The sequence below is a fragment of the Lederbergia galactosidilytica genome, from assembly GCF_017873565.1.
GTDB lineage: Bacteria > Bacillota > Bacilli > Bacillales > Bacillaceae_C > Lederbergia > Lederbergia galactosidilytica.
This window is the reverse complement of the sequence record NZ_JAGGKH010000025.1, coordinates 1-22,616: the sequence shown is the minus strand read 5'-3', so window position 1 is coordinate 22,616 and position 22,616 is coordinate 1. Positions and strand designations below refer to the sequence as shown.

Sequence of the window (22,616 nt, the reverse complement as noted above, 5' to 3'; positions counted from 1 at the left end):
AGAGAAGTGAATAAGATGACGGATGGAAAATTAAGATATGGACTTATCGGAGCGGGGAGTAATGCTGAGAAGAAGCATTTAAGTAATTATAGTAATCTTCCTGATGTTGAGATTGTTGCGCTTTGTGATGTTCAATTAGCGAACGCTACTCGCTTAGCCAAAAAGTATGATATTAAAAGGGTTTATAGTAATTATGAAGAAATGTTCGCTCATGAGGAATTAGATCTTGTTAGTGTTTGTACGCCGAATTTTTCCCATGAAGAAATAACCGTTCAGGCGCTTATGAATGGGATCCATGTTCATTGTGAGAAACCATTAGCGGTGGACGCAGCGGCAGCCAAAAGAATTGTCGAAGCAAAAAATAAATCCGGCAAGCTAGTTATGGTGGGATTGAATAATCGCTTTACTAAAGAGGCGGTTACGCTTAAGAAGTTTATTGATGCAGGTTACTTAGGAGAAATCTATCAAGCAAAAGCAGGTTGGACAAGACGCAGTGGTATACCTGGACGAGGCACTTGGTTTACAAACAAAGAGCTTGCTGGTGGCGGAGTCATGATTGATTTGGGTGTGCATTATCTTGACCTTGCTCTATATATGATGGGGCTGCCTCAACCTGCTTACGTGTCAGGAGCTACTTATCAGCATTTTCATGAAACGACTACACGAAATCGAAATGGATATAAAGGAAATCCGGATGGCATTTTCAACGTGGAAGATACGGCAGTTGGTTTTATGGGATTAACCAACGGGGCTACTGTTCAATTTGAATTTAGTTGGGCTTCTAATATCGAAAAAGATATTACGACAATCGAATTACTTGGAACAAAAGGTGGAGCAAGTCTGATTAATGGCGAGTTAAAGATTTATTCTGAACTCGAAGGTACTTGTGTTGATATCACACCAGTCATAAATGGGCAGGTAACAAGTGAATTTGAGCATTTTACGAATTGTATTCGAAACGGTGGGGAATTAGTTGCACCTGCAGAACATGGGGCATACATCATGGAGATTATTGATCAATTTTACCAAGCTGCTAGTCGCAAAGAACCAGTGAGTCTTGTGTAAACAGAAAAATTTCGGTGTGTCCGATAAAGCATAAGTCAAGTGTCAAAAGATGCCATGGGATCCAACTACTAAAACAGTATTGAGTAAAATATAGATGTTATTGAAATAAAATACAGAAGCAACACGCCTGTAGAATCGTTAAGACTGATTCACAGGCGTGTTTGTTGTTTACTTGTTTGGGACAGAGTCATTTTAATCCATTTCCCTTTGTTAAAGAACACCTGTATAAGTTTGTTTTTACTGCAGGCAAGTTTGGAAAAATAGCTGCAATGGCGAAGACTAACAATATTAAAACTTGTAACAAAAACCCGATATTAGTAGAGGAGAAGAGTATGGGAATATAGAAAGAGGTGGGAATTATGAATAAAAAAAATAAGTTGAAAAAGCCGGTGAGATTCAGCTGGATTCGCAGTAGTATCTCAATGAAGGTGTCTTTTTCATTACTGATTATGATTGTGATTATATTTTCAACGACAGGAACTGTTATTTATTCATACACAAAGTCATTATTGGTGAAAAATATAGAAACGGAGCTAACAACAAAAAGTGATGCGATCGCAGCGCAGGTGAATAGCTTATTTGCCGAAAAAAAAGCTGTGATTAATCAATTTTCTGCCAATCAACAGGTTACCAATTTACTGGCTACCGCGAAATCACGAAATGATGTACAGAAAAATCCGCATTATGATGGGGTTATGAAAGCACTAGAGCAAACAGTACAAAATGATGAGGCAGTCGCTATGGCCTGGGTTGCTAGTAGTAAAGCCAATTTCTTAATCGGGAATGATCATTTATTATCGGCGCCAGATTTTGATATTACTAGTCGACCGTGGTATGGAGCAGCTCTAGAGAAAGATGATGTCTACTTTACTGAGCCCTATATGGATGAAGTATTTGGCAAAGTGATTTTAAGTATTATGAAGCCAATTAAAGTAAATGATGAACCAGCTGGGTTTGTTGCTATTGATTTATTTTTGGATAAATTACCTGATATTATGGAATCTTATACGCTAGGCAAAGGTGGCTATTCCTTTTTACTTTCTGAGGATGGGACGATCTTATATCACCCCAATCCGGACTTGATCTTGGATGAGCAACTCCAATCAATGTCAGGTGATCTTGGGGAAATTGGCGAGAAAATGGTAAAGGGAGAAAAGGGACTTAGCTTAAATCTAGTAAATAATCATGAAGAATATATTGGCTATTCACCAGTTCCAACGACAAATTGGTCTGTTGCGACAGCTGTACCACAAAAGGAGGCATTAAAAAACCTAAATTCTTTTTCTTTAACAATGCTCCTACTATTTGGGGTTGGTTGTATTATCCTCATGGTCCTCGTGTTTATTTTACTAAAGCATTTGTTAAAAGCATTACCAGAAATCAGTAAAAGGATGAAGCTTCTTGCTGATGGAGACTTAAGCCAAGAAATCTTAACGACGAAAGCAAATGATGAAGTCGGTCAGTTGGTTGTTTCGACAAATCAAATGAATGTTAAACTACGAGAACTTTTACAAAGAATTAGTACGGTTTCAGAAACAGTGAGTAGTCAAAGTGAGGAATTAACTCAATCAGCGAATGAAGTGAAATTTGGATCTGAACAGATATCTTCCACAATGGAGGAATTATCTATGGGCTCAGATTCTCAAGCTAATCAAACGAGCGAACTTTCAAGTACGATGAGTTCCTTTACAGATAAAGTTCAAAATGCAGATGAACGCGGAGAGAATATGAAACATTCATCACAGCAGGTATTGGAGTTGACAAACAAAGGTAGTAATTTAATGGCCATGTCCTCGGGGGAAATGGTGAAGATTAATCAAGTCTTTCGTGAAACAGTTGAGAAGGTAGGGGGATTAAATACCCACTCGCAAAAAATTTCAAAATTAGTATTGATTATTAGAGAAATTGCGGAACAAACTAATTTACTAGCTCTCAATGCAGCGATCGAGGCCGCACGTGCTGGAGAACATGGTCGTGGTTTTGCAGTTGTTGCTGATGAAGTGAGGAACTTAGCAGAGCAAGTAGCTGATTCGGTAACAGATATTACTGAAATAGTGCAAGATATCCAAATTGAAACAGGTAATGTTACCCAATCACTAACAGAAGGATATAAAGAAGTTGAAAATGGAACAAAGCAAATTGATATGACAGAGCAAACATTTACAGAAATTCAAAACGCTGTTCAGCTAATGGTGGATGATATACAAGGAATTTCAGAAATTTTAATGGATATCACGAAAAATGCAGAAGAAATGAATGGGAATATCCAAAATATGGCTGCCTTTTCTGAAGAAACGGCTGCAGGCGTTGAAGAGGTATCTGCTACATCTCAGCAAACAACAAGCTCAATGGAAGAAGTAGCAAGTAGTTCAAATGAATTGGCTAAATCAGCTGAAGAATTAAATGAGTTAATTCATCAGTTTAGGATGTAATGCTAAAAATGGTAACGGGTATAGAGAAAAGACAACTAGTTTCCTAATCTTAAGTAATGAATAATAAGGATTTATAAGATAAATGGATGCCCGAAAAAACTTCCTGAATATTTGACGTTAAGTTTCCTTTCTGTTCTAGTGCATTTATGGTAAGTTTTAAAGGTTGTAAATAAATTCCTAATGCGGATTTTAAAGATTTTGCACCACATATTAATCCCCACGGAATAGAAAAGAGGAAAGTAGTATGCTTACGTTCGAAGAAAAGCAGGCGATTATTGAATCATTTCCGCAACTCACACGCAAAGATGTGTCAATGAAACGCCTGAATTATCATTATTTAGATAGCCTGTATGATAAAACAATTGTCGTTTATCATCTCCATCCAAATGGGAATGGCTTTGTTTTTGTTGGGGATTTGCAAGGATATCAGGCAGATAAAAAGGGATTAATGAATATCCGTAATGCTTCTGAGGAAGAATTACGAAAGGTTATTTCCGACTCAATTAAGTATTTATCTGAAGGAACGGAAGATAAGAATGGTGATATTGTGTTACCCGAATATGAGTGGCTTGATCAAGAGGGGCATAAGCTTATTCTGACATGTGAGGAAACGCTTTGGAATATATATGCGGGGATGAACTTAGTCGAAAGTTTTCCTTCATATGAAGATGCTGAAAGTTATTTACGTGAAGAAGGATTTAAGCAGACGGTGTAATGAATAACCTATAATTTTAAGTAAAAAACAGCTAACAAAAGTGGCTTTTTAGATTGCACTTTTGTTAGCTTGATGGCTTATAAGGCGGCTCCGCACTTTATTCCTAAAAGCTGTTTAAACGTTGCGATTCCAATGACGTTGTGCGGCGACGGCATCAATAAAGGTAGTAATGAAATTTCCCACCTGATCACCTGTTATAACTCCCGGCTCTTCAGTTATACCGTTTTCGCGCAGGATGTTAATGCCTTTTCCTGTCGCACCAATAGGCTTAAAATGCTTAAATGTTTCTTGCACCATATAACTAGTTTTTTTAGTGAAATCTTTGCTTGAGTTTTTGCCACCAACAACATATAAGGCATCAAATAAAACAGGATCCCCAGTATCAAATGTGGCAGTAGCTTCTAACTCCATTCCGTTTTCGCCTTTGATTCTGCCAAGCTTCGAGCTGATCACTGTTGGATAGGTTTGATGCTCCTTCAGTCCTTGAATGACTGTTTCCACCTCAAGATCATTGAAGCCTTCATCTAATACTACAGCAATTTTCAAAGTATCAGGTTGATAGATAGTATTCATCTGGCTAAGTGCTGGTGAGGATTTGGAAACATCAGATCCACCAGTAAGCGGCTGCTGAACTCCAACATTGTCTGCCACTTTCTGCGCTAATCCTAAATGAATATGAGCGATCATATCAACGACTTGCTGGCGGATATGCTTATTATTGACCATTCCAAGCTCAAAGCTGAAAGCATCTTGGATATGCTGTTTTTCCACATCTGACATACTATTCCAAAACATTGTCGCTTGAGAGAAATGATCTTTAAAACTTTCACTGCGAGCCTGTATTTTCCGCCCTTCGACTTTTTCCTGATAATGCTCATATCCACCTTCTTCCACAGATGCAGGGGAGGGAGTGTTGTTAGCAATGGAGTTATTATGATAACTTGACTTACCAATATTAATTGTCTGACGCCCATATCCATCACGCTGATTGTTATGGAATGGACAAACAGGACGATTGATTGGCAACTCATGAAAATTTGGCCCACCAAGCCTGATCAGTTGTGTATCTGTATAGGAAAAGAGTCTTCCTTGCAGTAATGGATCATTGGAAAAGTCAATTCCTGGCACAACACTTCCTGGGTGGAAGGCGACTTGTTCTGTTTCAGCAAAGACATTGTCTACATTACGATTCAACGTCATTTTGCCGATGATTTTCACAGGTACATCCTCTTCTGGCCATATTTTTGTTGGATCAAGAACATCAAAGTCAAATTTGAACTCGTCTTCCTCTGGCACTATTTGTACTCCTAATTCCCATTCTGGATAGTCGCCGTTCTCAATCGATTCGTGAATATCTTGACGATTGAAATCAGGATTTTTGCCATTGATTTTTTGCGCTTCATCCCAAACAGCAGAGTGAATACCGAGTTTTGGTTTCCAATGGAATTTGACAAAATGAGCTTTACCTTCATCATTGACAAAACGAAAGGTGTGTACCCCGAACCCTTCCATCATCCGCAAGCTTCTTGGAATAGCGCGGTCTGACATAAGCCACATGACCATATGGGCGGATTCTTGATTGTTGGCGATAAAATCCCAAAATGTATCATGGGCAGAAGCCGCTTGAGGATAACCAGTATCTGGTTCCGGCTTGACAGCATGGATAAAATCAGGAAATTTAATTGCATCCTGAATAAAAAAGACGGGCATATTATTCCCAACTAAGTCAAAATTACCTTCTTCTGTATAGAATTTAGTTGCAAAACCGCGAACATCACGAGGTATATCGAAGGAGCCTTTTGATCCGGCTACCGTAGAAATCCGCGTGAATACAGGGACTTTCGTGCCGGGGTTCTGTAAGAACTTGGCTTTTGTATAAGGTTTCATCGATTCATACAATTCAAATTCACCATGTGCGCCATATCCTCTTGCATGGACAACCCTTTCTGGAATTCGCTCGTGGTCAAAATGTGTCATTTTTTCTCGGAAATGAAAATCTTCCATCAAGGTCGGACCACGACTTCCTACTTTTAATGAAAATTCATCCTCAGACACCTTTAGACCTTGATTGGTCGTTAAATGTTTATCACGATCATCACTGCGAAATGGATCTAATTGTTTATTCTTACTATTTCCGTTCACCTTATTCTCTTGATTCATGTGGTCTTATCCTCCTTGCATTTAAATGGATCTTCTACTATTCCGTTCCCTTGATAGAAAATGATAAAACATGATCAACTACCAACGTTTTATAGGGAATCTGCAAATTATTTTCTCTTCGTAACAATTTTCTTGAATTTTATGATGTTGAGTTGTGGAATACAGAGCAAGTTACATAATAAGGGGAGTTTAAAATGAAATTAACCTTAGCTGAACTACTACCATTAAAAGTGACCATATCGAAATTATTACATGAAAAAATCGAGGAAAGAGCAAGTGTAGCTTATGTTAAGTATGCCAAAGGGGATGAAGAAATCATTCCTGATCAAACATTTGCGCAATTAACTGCAGAAATAAAAGAAATTAGAGAAGATTATCGTAAAATAGACTTTCTTTTGGCAAAAGCCAATACAGATCATCTGATAGAGTGGGAAGATGGAAAGCTATCAATTGTTGAAGCGATCGAATTAGCCAAGCAACTTCGGGCTGAAGTGAATACACTAAAGGATTTTGGTAGAAGTAAACCAATTGAACGAATTACTCGCTATCATTTGGAAGAAGCGACCTATCGTAAAGCATTATTTGACCCCATTGAACTACTCACCACTTAATTTCTAACGAAATTTGAAATGGGAGATTCCTGCGAACACCAAGGCATCCCTCGGTTATTTTAGCAGGCTCTACCCGTAGTCCCTACGGTGAAAGCTTTATATATCCTGTACGTTGACTCCACGCACCCTACTTTACCTTGGTTTTCGCAACTTCGGAATGCGTGGAGGCGATAGAACATTGAAGATTTTACGTGACAGACGTTTTTCCTGTCACAACCTCCTATCTTCAGTTTTCAAAGAACAACTTACAGGAATATTGTACCGCGCAAACGTGCGTTCTGGATACCCCAACCGACATTCATCACCCACTTATTTTTGGGCTATGTCCTGCACAAAATTGAAAAGGGAGTCTTTTGTCGGAAAATGATAAATTAAAAGAACGGGCGAAAAAGTTAGAAAAAAGGTTAATAGACTTTCCATCAGCTAGGTATAACCTAGCTATAGGGAGTCCAAGAAAACATGCTTTTAAAAGTTTTGTGCAAAACAAAAGAATATAAAACTTTTATTTGAAGTGGAAATAATAAGAGGAACGGGTAAACGATGAACGATTATACGATTTACGTTTGCACATATTAACGGACGAAAGAAAACATGATTAGTATTTTTATATAAATTAACCTTTCTGGCTCCTAAGGTAAAAGGAGGATACATAGCAATGTGTCCTTCTTTTTATTATGATTTATTTGTTATAATGGACATCGACAGTAAATATCAAAGGAGTAAGTAGATATGAATTGGATTGAGAATATTAAATGGGAACAGTTTTTGTTAAATACAGGTATTACGCTAATACAATTAATAGCAACCATTATTGCTTATCTAATCATCCGTTCCATCGGCAATAAAGTCATTCAATCTTCTTTTTTAAAAGTACAAAATAAACGAAAGATGTCTATAGCCAGAACGAAAACATTACAGACGTTAGCGATAAGTGTCTTTTCTTATGTTTTATTTTTTATTACCCTCGTCATCATTTTAGGAATATTTAATTTCGATGCGACAGGTCTTATTGCAGGGGCAGGAATTGTCGGTTTAGCCATTGGTTTTGGTGCACAAGGGTTTGTTAGTGATATTGTAACTGGGTTTTTTATCCTCCTTGAAAAGCAATTAGATGTGGGAGAGTATGTGACAACAGCAGGATATGAAGGGATAGTAGAAGAGGTAGGGTTGCGCACAACACAAATTCGTAGTTTTGATGGCACCCTTCATTATATCCCCAATAGGGAAATTGGTTCATTAAGTAATCATTCACGTGGAAATATGCGAGCCCTTGTCGATATTGGCATTCCGTACCATGATAATATTGATCAAGCTATCGCTGTATTACAAGCAGTATGTGATAAAGTAAAAGAGGAAAATGAGAAGATTGTAGAAGGACCGGATGTTCTTGGTGTGCAAACGATAGGTCAGGATGATGTGACATTACGGATTATCGCCAAAACAGAGAGCATGGAACAATGGGAAGTAGAAAGACAACTTCGCAAAGCGATTAAAGAGGCTTTTGACAAAAATAACATGGACTCTGATCAAGTAGCAGTTGAAAAAGAGCCAGATGAAGGCTAATAGTATGGAGCAGCTAGTTTATAGAAAATCAGGAGTTTATAAAACTAGAAAGCTCTATTTAGCGATACTTGGAGTAAGAACTTATGGAATGCATAGCTGAGTAAAATGTATAGAGCAATTAGTTGCGGATAAGTTGCCGACATTTTTATGTTTAGGATTTATTAATAAGGGAAAAGGAGGATTGAATAGTTGTGCCAAATTGCTGGTGCACCTCATTCTGTCCTCCTTTTTTGATAAAATTTGTTTGATTAGCCAACAAGGAAGAATACTCTTTGGGATTTGTTGCTGATAGTTTTATTGAAGACCACTTGTAAAGAGTGGTAGTTTTTAGGGGTTTAGTTTCCAAAATATGGTAGTTTAGCATTATTTTCCATATGAAGATTGCAATATTATACATAATAAACTAATAATTGAGTTACATCTTTCGCGATTCTACTAATAGTTTGTTAAAAAACAAAAAAGGAGGAGGAGTATTGCGTATTTTATTTTTTAGCGCAGTGATTATACTCTTTTCACTAAGCTTGTGTATTTCAGCAGCTATGGCAGATAGTGTGGAAACCTATACGGTTGGTGCAACTGATTTAAATGTAAGATCCTCTCCGTCTCATGATGCGCCAATAATCGGGAAACTCCAAAAGGGTGATCAAATCAGAGTTTTTGAAGAAAATACATTCGGTTGGGTGAAAACATTCTATGGGGGACAAGAAGCATGGATCGCTTCACAGTATTTGTCTACAAAATCAAATGCAACTGCTATAAGTGGGCAGGAAAAACAGATCACTATAATTGAAGATGGTGTGAGGGTACGTACTGGTCCGGGTACAGAGAATAGTGTTATAAAACATGTTCCCCGAAACTCACAGTATACAATGGTAGGTAACTCGAATGACTGGGGAGAAATTCTATTGGAAGATGGATCTACTGGTTGGGTTGCCACATGGTTAACAGATCTTAATAGTGAATCTACTCCAGTAGAGAAACAATCTAAAAATATTACTTCCTTAACTGGCTATAATATTGTGATTGATCCTGGACATGGAGGAGAAGATCCAGGTTCGATTGGGATGAACAATATTTTTGAAAAAGATGTGATTATGAGCACAGCCAATGCTGTAGCACAAAAGTTACGTGATGCAGGTGCCACAGTGATTATGACGAGAAATGGTGATTATTATGTACCTTTGCAAAAGCGGATACAGATAAGTAATGCTTATAACACACACGCATTTATTAGTTTGCACTATAATGCCCATCCTATTAGTAATGTAAATGGTATTGAAACACATTATACAGGTGAGGGTAGTTATACATTAGCGAGAGAGGTTCACGCAGCATTAGAAAGAAACACAGCATTAATAAATCGCGGAGTTAAACAAAGTGGCTTTTATGTTATTAGTGAGAACAATATACCTAGTATTTTAGTAGAATTGGGCTTTATTACAAATCCGGATGAGTTGGAATACATTCAAACTCAAGAATACGAAAATAATGTGGCTAATGGAATTGTGGATGGAATTCGTCATTATTTCAACTAGTAAATGTTTATGAAATGAGTCCATTTCGTGATTGCTTATTAACGATCAAAACACGAACGTTATTGGTAAAGGAGATGAATTGTAAGTCAATGTATTTCCTTAACTTAGTTGTTCGGATTTGAATGCTAAAATCTCTATTATGAAATTGATTCAAATAACAAAAATTTATTATGTTTTGGAAAATAGTAGCAATTCAACTGTATGGAACAGAGGAACCCCTAATCAACAAATGGAGGACCCTAGACGATTCGCTATGGAAGAATAGGGGATCAGGAAAGGATCTTGAGAACCAAGATCTTGCTTAATCTCTTTGAAAAAAATCCCTCTAAAGCTATGGAAGTAAAAAAACTTATAGCTTTAGAGGGATTTACTTGTTTAGACCTTAGGATGTAGACGAAATGAATGACATATTTCAGGAATAGCTTCAGCAAAAAGATCATATCAACAATAAAATAGAGCTCATTCCTCAATATTCAACACGCTTATCCAATTTTGTAATCGTCCATCCTGTTAATCCAAAGAAAATAGTGAGGATCGGAGACAATATACAGAAGAAAGCAAATGGTAAATATTCAGTGGTCGGAACTCCGAGGACGCTTGTAATAAACACCCCGCAGACACTCCAAGGAACCAATGGATTAACTACCGTACCAGCATCTTCTAATACACGCGATAAGTTCTTCGGATGGAGTCCAGCTTTAGTATATGAATCTTGAAAAGCATTTCCAGGTAAGAGAATCGATAAGTATTGTTCACCAACTAAATAATTGACACCAATGGAACTTAGAGCTGTTGCACTGATCAATAAAGGAATTCGTGTTAAAAATTGTTGCATCCCCTGTAATAGAGCCGGTAAAATGCCTAATTTGAATAGTAAACCACCCATCGCAAGTGCCAGCAGAACGAGTGAAATGGAGAACAGCATGCTTTCCATTCCCCCGCGCGTTAGGAGCGAATCAAGCTCTTCTACTCCACTATTAGATTTATACCCGGAATATAATAAAGACATGACTTGCCCTAACCCATAATCTTTCTGTATGAAAAAACTAATGATTATAGCTGAAAGAATTCCGGAGGATAATGCTAATATTGCAGGCACCTTCTTGATTGCCAAAATCGCTAGTAAAACGAATGGGATGAGGGAGTACCATTGTACAAGCTGTAATTCCATTAAAGCATTTCGTAATAAATGAATATTATCAAAATTAGTCGCTGTTTTACTAGGTGATAATAAGATAAACAAGATGAGCGAAATGGTAAAAGCCGGAACAGCAGTCCATAACATATTTTTAATATGTTCAAATAAATCAACTTTTACAGTCATAGAGGCTAAATTTGTCGTATCAGATAGTGGTGACATTTTATCGCCAAAAAAGGCACCTGAGATGACTGCTCCAGCTGTGATGGCTGTTGAAAGACCTAGTGCAGAACTGACACTTATAAAGACAACTCCAAGGGTAGCTGTAGTTGTTAATGAACTCCCAATACTCATACCAATAATAGACGTGACAATAAAAACGACCGCAAAGAAATATTTGCCGTTTACGATTTCTAGGGCCAAATAAATAAAGGTTGGAATCGTACCACTCGCCATCCAACTGCTAATCAACATACCAATAAAAAAGAATAGGAAAATAGCACCTAACCCTGATTTTGCCCCCTCTATCAACCCGCTTTCTAACTCCTTAAAAGGGACCTTTTTGCATAGTCCATATATTAATAGAAGGAAAATGGAGAAAATGATGGGTGTATGGGGCTCAACTCCATAATATACAATGGAAAAGCTAATCCCGCCTAAAAGAATAACAATAACAAGAAAAGCTTCAAGAGGTCTTAATGTTATTGCTGCTTGATCCTGCTGCATCTCAAATTCCTCACTTTCGTCAGTCAATTTCAATAAAAAAACCCCTTCAACTTAGGGGGAAGTTATTCAGTGTCAATATGAATAATCAATCAATAGTTTTTGGCCATAACCCTGTGTAATTGTTGCATTTAAATCTATCCGTTCATAAAATAACATCGCTGCTTTTAGTGCTTGACCGCTTTTTCGCAATAAAGCAAGTTCACTATATAGCCTTTTTAATGAAATGTCAATTACTTCGGTGTTAATTCCTTAATAAGGGACAAATGTGAATTTTAGCATTTTTTAATAGATTGACTATGGTACAAGCCATTCACTAAAAGTTATTAGATTGCAATTGGAAACTATGGTTTTTTATGGGGCAGTATATTGTAGTAAAGCGTCTACAGACGTAAAAAGTCTATACATTTCTAATCATGTACTTGAGTTTTTGTTCCTGAAATGCGTATTACGAGCATAATACCAGGGGAATGTTCTACAATAAATATAGGCAAATAAAGAAGGAGTTGTTGAAATGGAACAATCATTAAAAGGAAAAGTTGCCTTAGTAACAGGTGCTGGTAGAGGAATTGGTAAGGCGGTCGCACTTGCTTTAGCCAATGAAGGAGTAACTGTTGGTTTGCTTGCTAGAACAGAGACGGACCTTAAGGAAGTCGTAGGTGAAATAGAAGAGAGAGGAGGAAAGGGAGCCTATGTAGCCGTTGATATTTCATCTCGTGATGAGGTTGAACAAGCAGTTAAGAAACTTACGGACGAGTTAGGGGCAACTGATATCCTTATTAATAATGCAGGGATTGGGAAGTTCGAATCTCTTATGGAAATGGACCCTGATGAATGGAAGAGAACGATTGATGTTAACTTAATGGGACCGTATTACATAACACGTGCCGTACTTCCACAATTAATTGAGAAAAACCGCGGAGATATTATTAATATTTCTTCTACAAATGGATTAAACGGCGCTGCTACTTCTAGTGCATACAGTGCCTCAAAATTTGGATTAATTGGTTTAACAGAATCACTAGCACAAGAAGTGCGGAGAAATAATATTCGTGTTACGGCTTTGGCACCAAGTACTGTGGCAACAGAACTTGCGATCCAATCTAATTTAATTGCTGAAAATAATGATGAGAAATATATGCAACCTGAAGATATAGCTGAATTTATTATTTCACAATTAAAAATGAATCCACGTGTTTATGTGAAAACAGCGAGTCTTTTGGCAACCAACCCATTCTAGACTCTTTTGCCAGGTACCGACCGGTATCTGGCATTCTGACTAATTTGCTCCTATATATTGATTAAGTAGCTCAATATGCTCTTGGTCGCGCTCTAAGATGTTTTTGACTAGCTGTAAACTTTCAGCATCCAAGTCACCATCAAGTATTTTTTTTGATGTCTGAATTCCTCTATTTTCCCCCACCGCTGCATCTTTTAAAATAGAGTTAGTATCTGTTGTCACTTCTTTTAACTTTGACATGAATTCAATCATTTTGTTTTTACCAGATACATCATGAGCAGGTACTCCGCCAAGATCTTGAATTCTCTTGGCAATCATTGCTGCATGTTGTTTATGGTTTTGTTGAATATTTTGTAAGATTCCCTTTATTTTTGGATCATTTGTATGGTGAATATATTGATCATAGGTATGGATAGCCATAAAATTCCCTTCAAGAAATTGATTTAATTCTTTAATGGTGGATTCCATATGTGACTCTCCTTTTTGATATGCTTGTCTTATTTTAGACAATATCCAATAAACTATCCGGCTCCTTACCCTATGCACTTGTAAAAAAGTGATTAATAATATATGGATAAGTTATACTTCTATACCTAACCCTCTTTGTGGATCAAAAATGTGCAGACGTTCCTTGGGTATGGCATTTCCTTTTATAAGGTCGGTAATCATTTTGGCTGTGGCAGGAGCCAACAAAATACCATTACGAAAATGTCCTGTCGCTATATAAACATTATTCTCACCTGGCATTTTGCCAATATAAGGAAGGTCATCGACCGTTTTTGGGCGGAATCCATACCACTGATCTAAGATGGGGAGGCGTGAGGATTGATGAAGAAAGTTTTCCGCGATATTCAATAATTGTGCTTCTCCCTCTTCCGTAATACCTTTGTGATAATTAAATTCCATTGTTGCCCCTACTACAATGGAATTATCTGCACGCTGAAGCATATAAGTGCCCTCATAAAATAATGTATATGGCAAGTTGACCCCTTCTCCGTTTAGTTTCAAGCATTGTCCCTTAACTGTTGACATTTTTAATGGCAAAAGGGTTTGACTTCCAATTCCAGCTGTTACAACGATATTCTTAGCTGCAACTGAACCATCCTCAGTTGTAATTAGTTCATTCTGAATGGACCGAACAGCTGTATGTTCGTAAAGATTCACTCCAAGAGATTGAGCTGCCTTGGAAAAGGCTTTGCAAGTCTGCTCAGGATGTACATGAATATCTTCTTTAAATAAGATTCCACCCTGTTCTGGTACATTGGCATAAGGAATAGTTTGCTTAATCTCATTTGCTGTAAGATGCCTTCCAGCTGAATGGAGTGCGTTTTTTGAGGGATTATATTGATATTGTAAAATCCCACCTGTAGCTAATTCAAATTCAATCCCTGAAAGTTCTTCCACTTCTGTTTTTACATCCCAATATAAATTTTGGCTTTCTCTAGCAAATGAATAAAAGTCGTTATTTCCTATGTATTCAGAATGGGCTCCAAGCATGCCAGCTGCTGCTTTTGTCGTTCCAGACGAGATTTTTTCCGCCTCGTAAAGAGCAATAGAAAGTCCTTCTTTTGCCAGAAAAAAAGCAATCGTATTTCCGATAATCCCCCCACCAATGATCGCCACATCAACCGTCTTTTTCATAATCTCCAGCCTCTCCCTCTATATCCATTTTGTTTACTAAAAAAACCGCTCTCCAAATAGGAAAGCGGTCTATATCCACGAAAACACGATAAAGACACATCACTTTCCTCCGCAGGTCCAAACCTGTTCAGGTAATAAGGGTATCAGAGTCTCACTCCTCTCTCAGTCCTTATCACTTCATTCAGCTATTTGAATGAAGGTATATCTCCTCAAAATTTCAGCAAGGAGTATACATAGGATTCCCCTAGTGTTCTTTATACTTTTATAATATTTTTATCACTAATGAAAAGAATATCACTTTTCAGAAATAAAGAAAAGTACGAGATTAATAATTAAAGTATCAAGATCCTCTCTCTTTTATCTTTAGGGAGAAAATAAGAAATCCAAACGGAGGATTATTTCTATGTATTATAAATACATTGGTTTCAAATGATAATAGTAGGAAAACTGATCATCGTGTACTCTTATGGGAGGTAAATATGGCACCGAAAAATCGATTATTAAAAAAAGGAAATAAATCGGCTTTCATTGCTGCTATTGTCAACACAATCATAGCAATCATAAAAGGGATTGCTTATTTTTTTACCGGAAATGTGGCGATGTTTGCAGAAACGATGCATTCATTAGGAGATGCAGCAAACCAATTCTTTGTTTTTATTGGCAGTGCTTTAAGTAAAAAAACACCAACTGAACGTTTTCCAAATGGGTTTGGACGACTAGTGAATTTAGTTTTACTTGGAGCGGTACTTATCGTAGGAATTATGAGCTATGAAACGATTAAAGAGGGATATCAACATATACTCCATCCTACACAATCAACGGGTATTCTAATGAATCTTTCCGTTTTGGCCTTGGCAGTAGTATTGGAAGCTTTTGTCCTTTACAAGGCAATGAAGGAAGTAATACATGAAACACATCTAGATGCCAAGGGGCTTGCGATTGTGCCTAAAAGTTTTACAGCATTAAAACGAGCTAAGCCTGCAACGAAGCTTGTTTTTATGGAGGATCTAGTGGCAACCTTTGGCGGAATCATTGCCATTATTGGTATATTGCTTTCTCATTATGCTGACTTATATTTTGCGGAGGGAATGGCTTCGATCCTCATTGGCCTTATGATGTTCTATGTAGTCGGGAGAGTATTTTTAGATAATGCGAAGGGAGCTCTTGGAGAAGCGGATGATGATTTTGAAGCTGAAATTGCCAAGTATATCTATACAAATTCCGAAATTAGGGATATTAAAACTTTGTATGCAATGAAAGAAGGGGAAGATTATCATATTGAAATGAAATTAGAAATTGAGCCATCCCTTACCGTTGCTCAAGCTATTGATATCAAAGAACGGATTGAAGGAAAAATTAATGAAATGAAAGGTGTAACAGATGTGATCATTGAATTCGAGGAAGATGATGGCATTCAGGCGTGGAAGTAATAAAGAATTTGGAGTATTAAGCAATTCAGCTTGTTACGTGGAATTCTACTCAATTAGCTAACGTGGAATAGAAAATGATGAAGGGAATTTCGTGACGATTGCTAGTTTAAAATAGGAGAATCGTTTTCCCTTCTCATTAGAATTAACATTACAGAATGGATCGACTTAATTACTAATTATCTAAGGCAATCGGGCTGTTTTTATGTTGAAACTGGAAGCAAAAATGGTTAATATCGCTCCACTTCAATCGATCGTGATTTAGGGGTGCGGAATTTTAAATAACCAATAAGCGTTAGGAAGCACATTCCGACTAAAAAGGCGATAAAGTAAGGAGAGATGATTTGGCGAATAACTGCTGTCATAAAAGAACTAATAATCATTCCGAGCGAATACACAGCTGACATAACTCCGAAGGCCCGTCCATGCTCCTCTTTCCTAACAGCCCCGGTAACTGCAGTTGCTGCAGCAGGCATAGTAAGACCAAAACAAATTCCCATGGAAAATAAGAATATAGGTAAGCTAAGTAGACCATTAAAAAAGACGGATAAACTTATGCACATAAGAAATAAGCCGACCATCATGCGGTTGATAGGGTCAAAACGGTGTATAAAGAATAGTGATAATGATAAGAGGGTACCGATCGCCATGAAACTGAATAACTGCCCCGTGTTCATCGTGGATATGCCTTGTTCGACTGTTAAATAAGGAATTTCATAAATAATCACACCATGGATGTACATTACCGCAAATCCAGTTAAATACACTAACTGCAGTTGTGGGCTTTTAAAAACATGAAAAAAGTGAGTTGGTTTGGATGTTTTTCTGTTTACAAGTAGCATTTGTCGATCCCTTAAAAAAATCATTGTATATATGGCAATAAAAAGTAGCGCACTTCCGATGACGACATAGGTATTGGCATAACCAATTGTTGCTCCTAACTTTCCGCCAATCAGTGGGGCAACGATATTGGCGATCATGCCAAGTATGCCGATAATGGCCATGTTTTTCCCCTGTTGTCGGCGATTGGCTGCATATCCAGAAATAAATGTTAAAGCAGCTGGCATTAAGAAGGCTAGAACGAAGCTATTCATGGAACGTAAAGCGAGTAAACTAGTAGAAGTTGCAGTAAAACCATGAGCAATATAGAGAAAGCCTGACAGGAGAAGGGGCAACGTAATGAAAAGTCTTTTCCCATATCGATCCACTAATGGACCAACTATTAAGTTTCCTGTTAGACTTGCTAATTGGGATGTGCTTAACATAATGCCGATCATAACACTGGAAGCACCCAACATTGCTGCATAAGGGGTGAAAATTGGCCCTTGCACACTCATGATTAAACTAATAATAAACATCGTTATAAAAATATGTAATTGATCAAGTGTCGTTTCTTTCATAGATTTCACCTCGCATTCATTTTATGCGAGAACTGAAGAAATAGACGAGCTTTTTTTAAAGGGGCTGGGACATAACTAAAATGCTAAGCCTCAAAGGCGCACGTTACATTAACTTAGCGAAGTATATCTCCGGAGCGGGTTATTTTCACGCTAAAGTGAAAACACCTTTGTCCCAGCTTCTTTATTTTTTGATTTATGCATGTTGCTGTCCATTTATCTATGACAATGTCTTTTAGGGCGAGGATAAAGTCAAATGAATCATTAAGCATCGGTGTTCTGAAAACTTCTATACCAAGTTTCTGACAAAGACTCTGGACATCGTACCCAATGTCAAACAAAGCTTCAATATTCTCAGTAACGGTCAACAATTCACAGACGATAATACCTTTACTGCCAGTGGCAGACTCTGCTTTTATGACATCTTTAATATCTGGACCAGACCATATACCTTTGTGTGAGCCGGCGCTGCGATACGCAATCCTCCATTTTGGCAAAGATAGAGTATCCACGATGCTCTCAGCTAACTCTGTTAATTGCTTTTCAAAAGCTTGGAGCACTTCAGGCCTCCCAGCTAAACTATGAGCAGTAAAGATTACGAGTGAATCGTTTCTAATTGAATCTGGTAACCATTCCCAAGCAGTCTTAACACGGTCACGGAATACTCCCACTAATGAGGGATGACGATGCCATTGTTCAATATGAATCACAGGGATATCCGCTTTAAATTTCTTATAGCATTTCTTACTAATGACTGATAATAAATATTTCCAGATTTCGTGTGTATTGGTTTAAATGGTATTGTGATAATTTTTGTGACCCCATCAGAAAGCATTTGTGCTACGGTTTCCTCTACAAATGGGGAGGTATGCTTATAGGCGGTATATCCTTCAACGGTTTCTGATAAATGCGGCTGTAATATGGAAGCTAAAGCTTTCATTTGCTTTTGGTAATGCTTCCTAATGTATCAGCGACTCCCCAACGCCTAAACTGGTTCTTTATTTCAGCTAATTTTTCGGATGATAATTTTTTTCCGTTATGAATATGGGTATAGTATGAAGCAAGATCATCTATTGATTGAGGTGCTCCATAAGCAAAAGTAATAAGACCAATCATAATATCACTCCCTTTCAGCCACATGTGGATGAAGGTATTTAACCAACTCATCTAATTGATCGACAATATAGCGATTAGCTTGTGAAATATCTTTCGCTTTCATACGCTTAATTTTGTCTTCTTGAACAGCTGTTAAAGTTTGAAATCCTTCTGAATCTATTCAATCTTGGAATTCATCACTGGTTGTTCCTCATTCAACAAGTATAATATAGTCAGGGTCCATGTCGATTATATGTTCAATTGAAGCGGGAGAAGACTTTTCTAAACCTAGGAGATCTGATCCCGGGGTGCCGCCAGCTAATTGAACTAAATCATAAGCAATACTTGAGGGACCAAGTATATAAGGCCCCGTGTTGGAACCGACCTGAGAAAGAATTAATACGCTTGGTGCTTGATTGTAATTTTTCACAAGAGATTGAGCTTGTTTGATTTTTTGCTCCATTTGATGAATGATTTCTTCTGCTTTTTCTTCCTCACCTAATAGCTGAGCAATATCATGATAATTCTGCATCACATTTTGAACACTTGTCCAGCGATCAAAAGAAGCTAATGATTGCTCTAATAATTCTTCTAGAATTTATCGTATTTATAGGAAACACTATTCCCCCCTTAATTGCATTTAGTCAAGAGTATTTTATGGGTATAATAATGTTTACCTAAGGCAACTTTGGGGTTTATCTTATCCGTCTATGGATTCTGTTGTCAATAGGACTTAAGTAGAGTAGGTCGTAGTTGGATGATCAGTAGGACCTTAAAGGTGGCGATGGATTATGAAGATGCCCTCTAAAAATACAGAAGATTTGCTGAGTTTTAATAAATAAATATCAATTCCTGATGAGCCTTTTGGCAGGAATAATTATCTTTTAAATCACCAAAAAGCACAATTATGTCTAAAGGTCTATGAAAATTGTCATAATTTGTTATAATTACATTCGTAATGTTAATTTATTTAGACTACAACTAGAGGGGGACAATTCTTATTTCTGCTTTGTTCTATGACTAAATATAAACGATTCGATCCTTATTTTAAGCCGATTTTGGGCTTAGTGATTTATTTTCATAACTGCCACTTATAAAAATGACAGCGCTAAGCATTTTATCCTATATTCAAATTTACTTTGTCATCCATTATTGTATGCTTCCAAAGTGCCTGTTTGTTAAATAGATTGGTGATGTCATTTCAAATATCATAATCTTGAAAAGATTGTTTGTTACATAATTAGGTAGGGATGGTCTTGGCATTTATCATAGCTTTTTTCGAGCGGTAAGCTGAATGCATAAGGGATATGAGATCTTGATCGGTAGGAGTTTAGGAGCGTATTAGAGCAGAGGGAAAATTAAAAACAATTGTCAAATACGGAGGGGGAAAAATGTGTTAAAGCAACTTACATTAAAAAATATAAAAATAGGTTGGAAGTTTGGCTTAACGTTAGTCTTGGTATTTATTTTGTTTGGAATATCTACAAGCATTACAGCGATATCACTTAAAACTATTGAGAAGAATATAGATATTGTAAAACAGAGTGGAGATCGCTCAGTTAAAATTACAGAGATGGGGACTTTACTGAGGGAAAAAGGAATTAGAATTGTCAATTATGTTCAAGAAAAAGATTCGGCACTTATTGATGAATATGAAGCACAACGTGTACAGTTCGATGCTTTACAAGAGGAAATAAGCAAAGACATGAAGACGGACGAACAAAAGGATCTATTTGCTAAAGTTGTGGCTAATGATAAAAAAATTAATGAGATTTTTACTGGGAATGTGATTCCAACTATTGAAGCAGGCAATGTAGACTTAGCGAGTATACCAGCAAAGAGTGCAGATCAAATTCAAACAGAAACGGTTAGAACCCTAGATATATTAAGAGAAACTGTGAATGAGGAACAAAATTTAGCAGTGACTGAAGCGGAGAGTAGCCAAAAGAGTGCTTTACTCTTTTTACTAATTTCGATGGTAGCTTCTATTTTAATTGGAGGTCTACTTGTTTATATAATTAGTAGTTCAATTTCGCGAAATTTAAATAAGGTATTAGAGATGAGTAATCGAATTGCGGAAGGAGATTTAGCTGTTCAACCGATTGAATATGATGGACAAGATGAAATTGGAAAACTTGCAAGTGCAATGAATAGAATGAGCGTGAACTTACGAAACGTAATACAGGAAGTAGCAAATGTGTCAGAAACAGTGAATAGTCATAGTGAGGAATTAATGCAAACAACGAATGAACTCAATGAAGGTAGTGAACAAATTGCTTCTACTATGCAAGAGCTTTCTGCTGGGGCAGAGACTCAAGCTAGTCATTCCACAACATTAAATGAAATGATGGAGAGCTTTAATACGAAGATTGTGGAAGCGAATAAAAATGGACAAGATGTTGAGACTACGGCGAACAAGGTCTTGTCGATGGCTGAAGAGGGACGAGTTTTAATGAATCAATCCGTTAAACAAATGGAATATATCCATAAAACAGTCTCGGTAGCTGTGCAAAATGTAAAAGGATTAAATGAAGGATCTAAAAAAATATCTACCCTCACAGAAGTGATTCAAGAGATCGCTGAGCAAACTAACCTATTATCTTTAAATGCAGCAATTGAAGCAGCTAGAGCAGGAGAACATGGAAAGGGCTTCGCGGTTGTAGCCTCAGAAGTACGGAAGTTGGCTGAACAAGTTTCTCAATCTGTTGGAGAAATAACAGGCATTACTGGTGGAATTTTAGAGGAGTCGAATAAAGCTGTTGCTTCACTTGAGTCCAGTTATAGTGAAGTTGAAAATGGTTCGAAACAAATTGAGATTACCGGTAGCACCTTTGGGGAAATTCATTCCTCAGTTTCCTCGATGGCTGATAAAGTTCATCATATTACTGATCGTTTACAAGAATTAACAGGCTCCAGTCAAGAAATGTCGCAATCGATTGAGGAAGTGGCTGCAGTAGCAGAGGAATCAGCAACGGGAGTAGAGCAAGCGGCTGCTTCAACCGAACAGTCCAGTAGCGCAATGGAGGAAATCTCCGGCAGCGCTAGCGAGCTTGCGACCCTGTCAGAGCAATTAAACATTCAAGTAAATAATTTTAAAATATAATTTTTAATTTAATTAGGAATGCGCACAAAGAAGAACAAAATACTTGCTCAAAAGCTAGTACTTTGTTCTTTTTTCTCAATTTTTACGGTATTTTTACTGGGATACAGATGTCACAAGTATGGTTGTTCACTAGCTCACTCGTATATCTTTCTAAAATTGGTTTATTGGCGATTTGATAGCCACTTTTTTGAAGAGCCGGAAGCCATTCATCCCAGGCCTTTTGAATATCCTCGGCAGTATGATTCATTTTAAAAACAACATAATTTCCTCCCTGTAGTTCACCTTCGTTAATAGAGTCATCTAACAGATAATTTTCTGGAATCACAATACAAGCATCATATCTACAGTTTTCAGGGGCTGTTGTTTCAGGGTTATCTTGTGGGATACCTAGTATGATAGTTGAATGAAATAGCTTCTTTTTTTAGCCCAATCCTTCAACTTTTCCATTGTTTGCTTGTTAGAAGGTCCATATGGCCCCATATTTCTCATATAGGCAATCCGATATTTTGGCAGAGTTTCGAATTTTAACGTGATGCCGAAAGAAGTCTCCCTCTTCAATCGTGTGAAGGGCGCAGCCCAACGATAAGGGGGAGATGAATTTCGGTTGGCGCAAGCCAGAGAAAGGGCTTTCGTTTATGGAACGAATGTTCTATAATAGAGTTAGATATAGCAGAGGAAGTGATGGCCGTGTTGGTTAATCAAAAATATGAGCTTTTCCCAACAGAAAAACAAAAAGAAACGTTCGACCGTTGGCTTCAATACTGCCGTCAA

17 protein-coding genes and 2 pseudogenes are annotated in these 22,616 nt (G+C 37.3%); 10 read left to right on the top strand and 9 right to left on the bottom strand.

What is annotated here, in order from left to right:
• Positions 1–15 precede the first annotated feature (15 nt).
• The 3 genes from J2Z23_RS19475 to J2Z23_RS19465 all read left to right on the top strand — a co-directional run bounded on the left by J2Z23_RS19475 (position 16) and on the right by J2Z23_RS19465 (position 4,212).
• The gene (locus tag J2Z23_RS19475) at positions 16–1,065 is read left to right on the top strand and encodes a Gfo/Idh/MocA family protein (RefSeq protein WP_238482868.1); all 1,050 of its coding nucleotides are present in this window, start codon (positions 16–18) and stop codon (positions 1,063–1,065) included.
• Between the two features lie 359 nt (positions 1,066–1,424).
• Positions 1,425–3,497, top strand: coding sequence for a methyl-accepting chemotaxis protein (locus J2Z23_RS19470; protein WP_083492430.1), 2,073 nt, complete (start codon positions 1,425–1,427; stop codon positions 3,495–3,497).
• A 244-nt stretch (positions 3,498–3,741) separates the two neighbouring features.
• Positions 3,742–4,212, top strand: coding sequence for a hypothetical protein (locus tag J2Z23_RS19465; protein WP_057987798.1), 471 nt, complete (start codon positions 3,742–3,744; stop codon positions 4,210–4,212).
• Positions 4,213–4,326: 114 nt separating this feature from the next.
• Here J2Z23_RS19465 and J2Z23_RS19460 read toward each other — a convergent pair whose 3' ends face one another.
• Entirely contained in the window at positions 4,327–6,372 is a 2,046-nt protein-coding gene (locus tag J2Z23_RS19460; RefSeq protein ID WP_057987800.1) for a catalase, read from the bottom strand.
• Between the two features lie 194 nt (positions 6,373–6,566).
• On the opposite strand from J2Z23_RS19460, the gene J2Z23_RS19455 reads away from it, so the two are divergent.
• The 3 genes from J2Z23_RS19455 to J2Z23_RS19445 all read left to right on the top strand — a co-directional run bounded on the left by J2Z23_RS19455 (position 6,567) and on the right by J2Z23_RS19445 (position 10,081).
• Positions 6,567–6,983, top strand: coding sequence for a hypothetical protein (locus tag J2Z23_RS19455; protein ID WP_057987803.1), 417 nt, complete (start codon positions 6,567–6,569; stop codon positions 6,981–6,983).
• A 729-nt stretch (positions 6,984–7,712) separates the two neighbouring features.
• Positions 7,713–8,546, top strand: coding sequence for a mechanosensitive ion channel family protein (locus tag J2Z23_RS19450; RefSeq protein WP_057987804.1), 834 nt, complete (start codon positions 7,713–7,715; stop codon positions 8,544–8,546).
• Positions 8,547–9,019: 473 nt separating this feature from the next.
• Positions 9,020–10,081 carry an N-acetylmuramoyl-L-alanine amidase family protein gene (locus J2Z23_RS19445; protein WP_057987806.1) on the top strand — a complete coding sequence of 354 codons (1,062 nt, stop codon included), beginning with the start codon at positions 9,020–9,022 and terminating at the stop codon, positions 10,079–10,081.
• A 466-nt stretch (positions 10,082–10,547) separates the two neighbouring features.
• On the opposite strand, the gene nhaC is transcribed toward J2Z23_RS19445, so the two are convergent.
• Positions 10,548–11,945 (bottom strand): Na+/H+ antiporter NhaC, encoded by a 1,398-nt coding sequence (gene nhaC, locus J2Z23_RS19440; protein ID WP_209974916.1) that lies wholly within the window; start codon positions 11,943–11,945, stop codon positions 10,548–10,550.
• A gap of 511 nt (positions 11,946–12,456) precedes the next feature.
• On the opposite strand from nhaC, the gene J2Z23_RS19435 reads away from it, so the two are divergent.
• Complete coding sequence (locus tag J2Z23_RS19435) at positions 12,457–13,182, top strand: 3-ketoacyl-ACP reductase (protein ID WP_057987808.1); 726 nt, start codon at positions 12,457–12,459, stop codon at positions 13,180–13,182.
• Between the two features lie 39 nt (positions 13,183–13,221).
• On the opposite strand, the gene J2Z23_RS19430 is transcribed toward J2Z23_RS19435, so the two are convergent.
• Both J2Z23_RS19430 and J2Z23_RS19425 read right to left on the bottom strand, forming a co-directional pair.
• Positions 13,222–13,650, bottom strand: coding sequence for a DUF2383 domain-containing protein (locus J2Z23_RS19430; protein WP_209974890.1), 429 nt, complete (start codon positions 13,648–13,650; stop codon positions 13,222–13,224).
• Positions 13,651–13,761: 111 nt separating this feature from the next.
• A complete protein-coding gene (locus J2Z23_RS19425; protein WP_064468215.1) occupies positions 13,762–14,823 on the bottom strand; it encodes an NAD(P)/FAD-dependent oxidoreductase in 1,062 nt (353 codons plus the stop codon).
• A gap of 479 nt (positions 14,824–15,302) precedes the next feature.
• On the opposite strand from J2Z23_RS19425, the gene J2Z23_RS19420 reads away from it, so the two are divergent.
• Positions 15,303–16,253 carry a cation diffusion facilitator family transporter gene (locus J2Z23_RS19420; protein WP_057987814.1) on the top strand — a complete coding sequence of 317 codons (951 nt, stop codon included), beginning with the start codon at positions 15,303–15,305 and terminating at the stop codon, positions 16,251–16,253.
• 227 nt (positions 16,254–16,480) lie between these two features.
• Here the strand turns inward: J2Z23_RS19420 and J2Z23_RS19415 are convergent, their stop codons facing one another.
• The 4 genes and pseudogenes from J2Z23_RS19415 to J2Z23_RS19395 all read right to left on the bottom strand — a co-directional run bounded on the left by J2Z23_RS19415 (position 16,481) and on the right by J2Z23_RS19395 (position 19,274).
• Positions 16,481–17,650 carry an MFS transporter gene (locus tag J2Z23_RS19415; RefSeq protein ID WP_057987816.1) on the bottom strand — a complete coding sequence of 390 codons (1,170 nt, stop codon included), beginning with the start codon at positions 17,648–17,650 and terminating at the stop codon, positions 16,481–16,483.
• Positions 17,651–17,763: 113 nt separating this feature from the next.
• A pseudogene (locus J2Z23_RS19410) lies at positions 17,764–18,587 on the bottom strand (ferrochelatase).
• Positions 18,584–18,763, bottom strand: a complete 180-nt coding sequence (locus tag J2Z23_RS19400) for a hypothetical protein (RefSeq protein ID WP_057987821.1) — start codon at positions 18,761–18,763, stop codon at positions 18,584–18,586. The pseudogene J2Z23_RS19410 and the gene J2Z23_RS19400 overlap by 4 nt, the downstream one beginning before the upstream one ends.
• A gap of 190 nt (positions 18,764–18,953) precedes the next feature.
• Positions 18,954–19,274: an ABC transporter substrate-binding protein gene (locus tag J2Z23_RS19395; protein ID WP_057987824.1), complete on the bottom strand. Its 321-nt coding sequence runs from the start codon at positions 19,272–19,274 to the stop codon at positions 18,954–18,956.
• 861 nt (positions 19,275–20,135) lie between these two features.
• On the opposite strand from J2Z23_RS19395, the gene J2Z23_RS22450 reads away from it, so the two are divergent.
• Positions 20,136–21,845 (top strand): methyl-accepting chemotaxis protein, encoded by a 1,710-nt coding sequence (locus tag J2Z23_RS22450; protein WP_057987827.1) that lies wholly within the window; start codon positions 20,136–20,138, stop codon positions 21,843–21,845.
• 82 nt (positions 21,846–21,927) lie between these two features.
• Here J2Z23_RS22450 and J2Z23_RS19385 read toward each other — a convergent pair.
• Positions 21,928–22,334 (bottom strand): annotated as a pseudogene (locus tag J2Z23_RS19385) (AraC family transcriptional regulator).
• 192 nt (positions 22,335–22,526) lie between these two features.
• On the opposite strand from J2Z23_RS19385, the gene J2Z23_RS22750 reads away from it, so the two are divergent.
• Positions 22,527–22,616 (top strand): helix-turn-helix domain-containing protein (locus J2Z23_RS22750; RefSeq protein WP_338018448.1); only part of this gene is annotated, 90 nt, incomplete at its 3' end.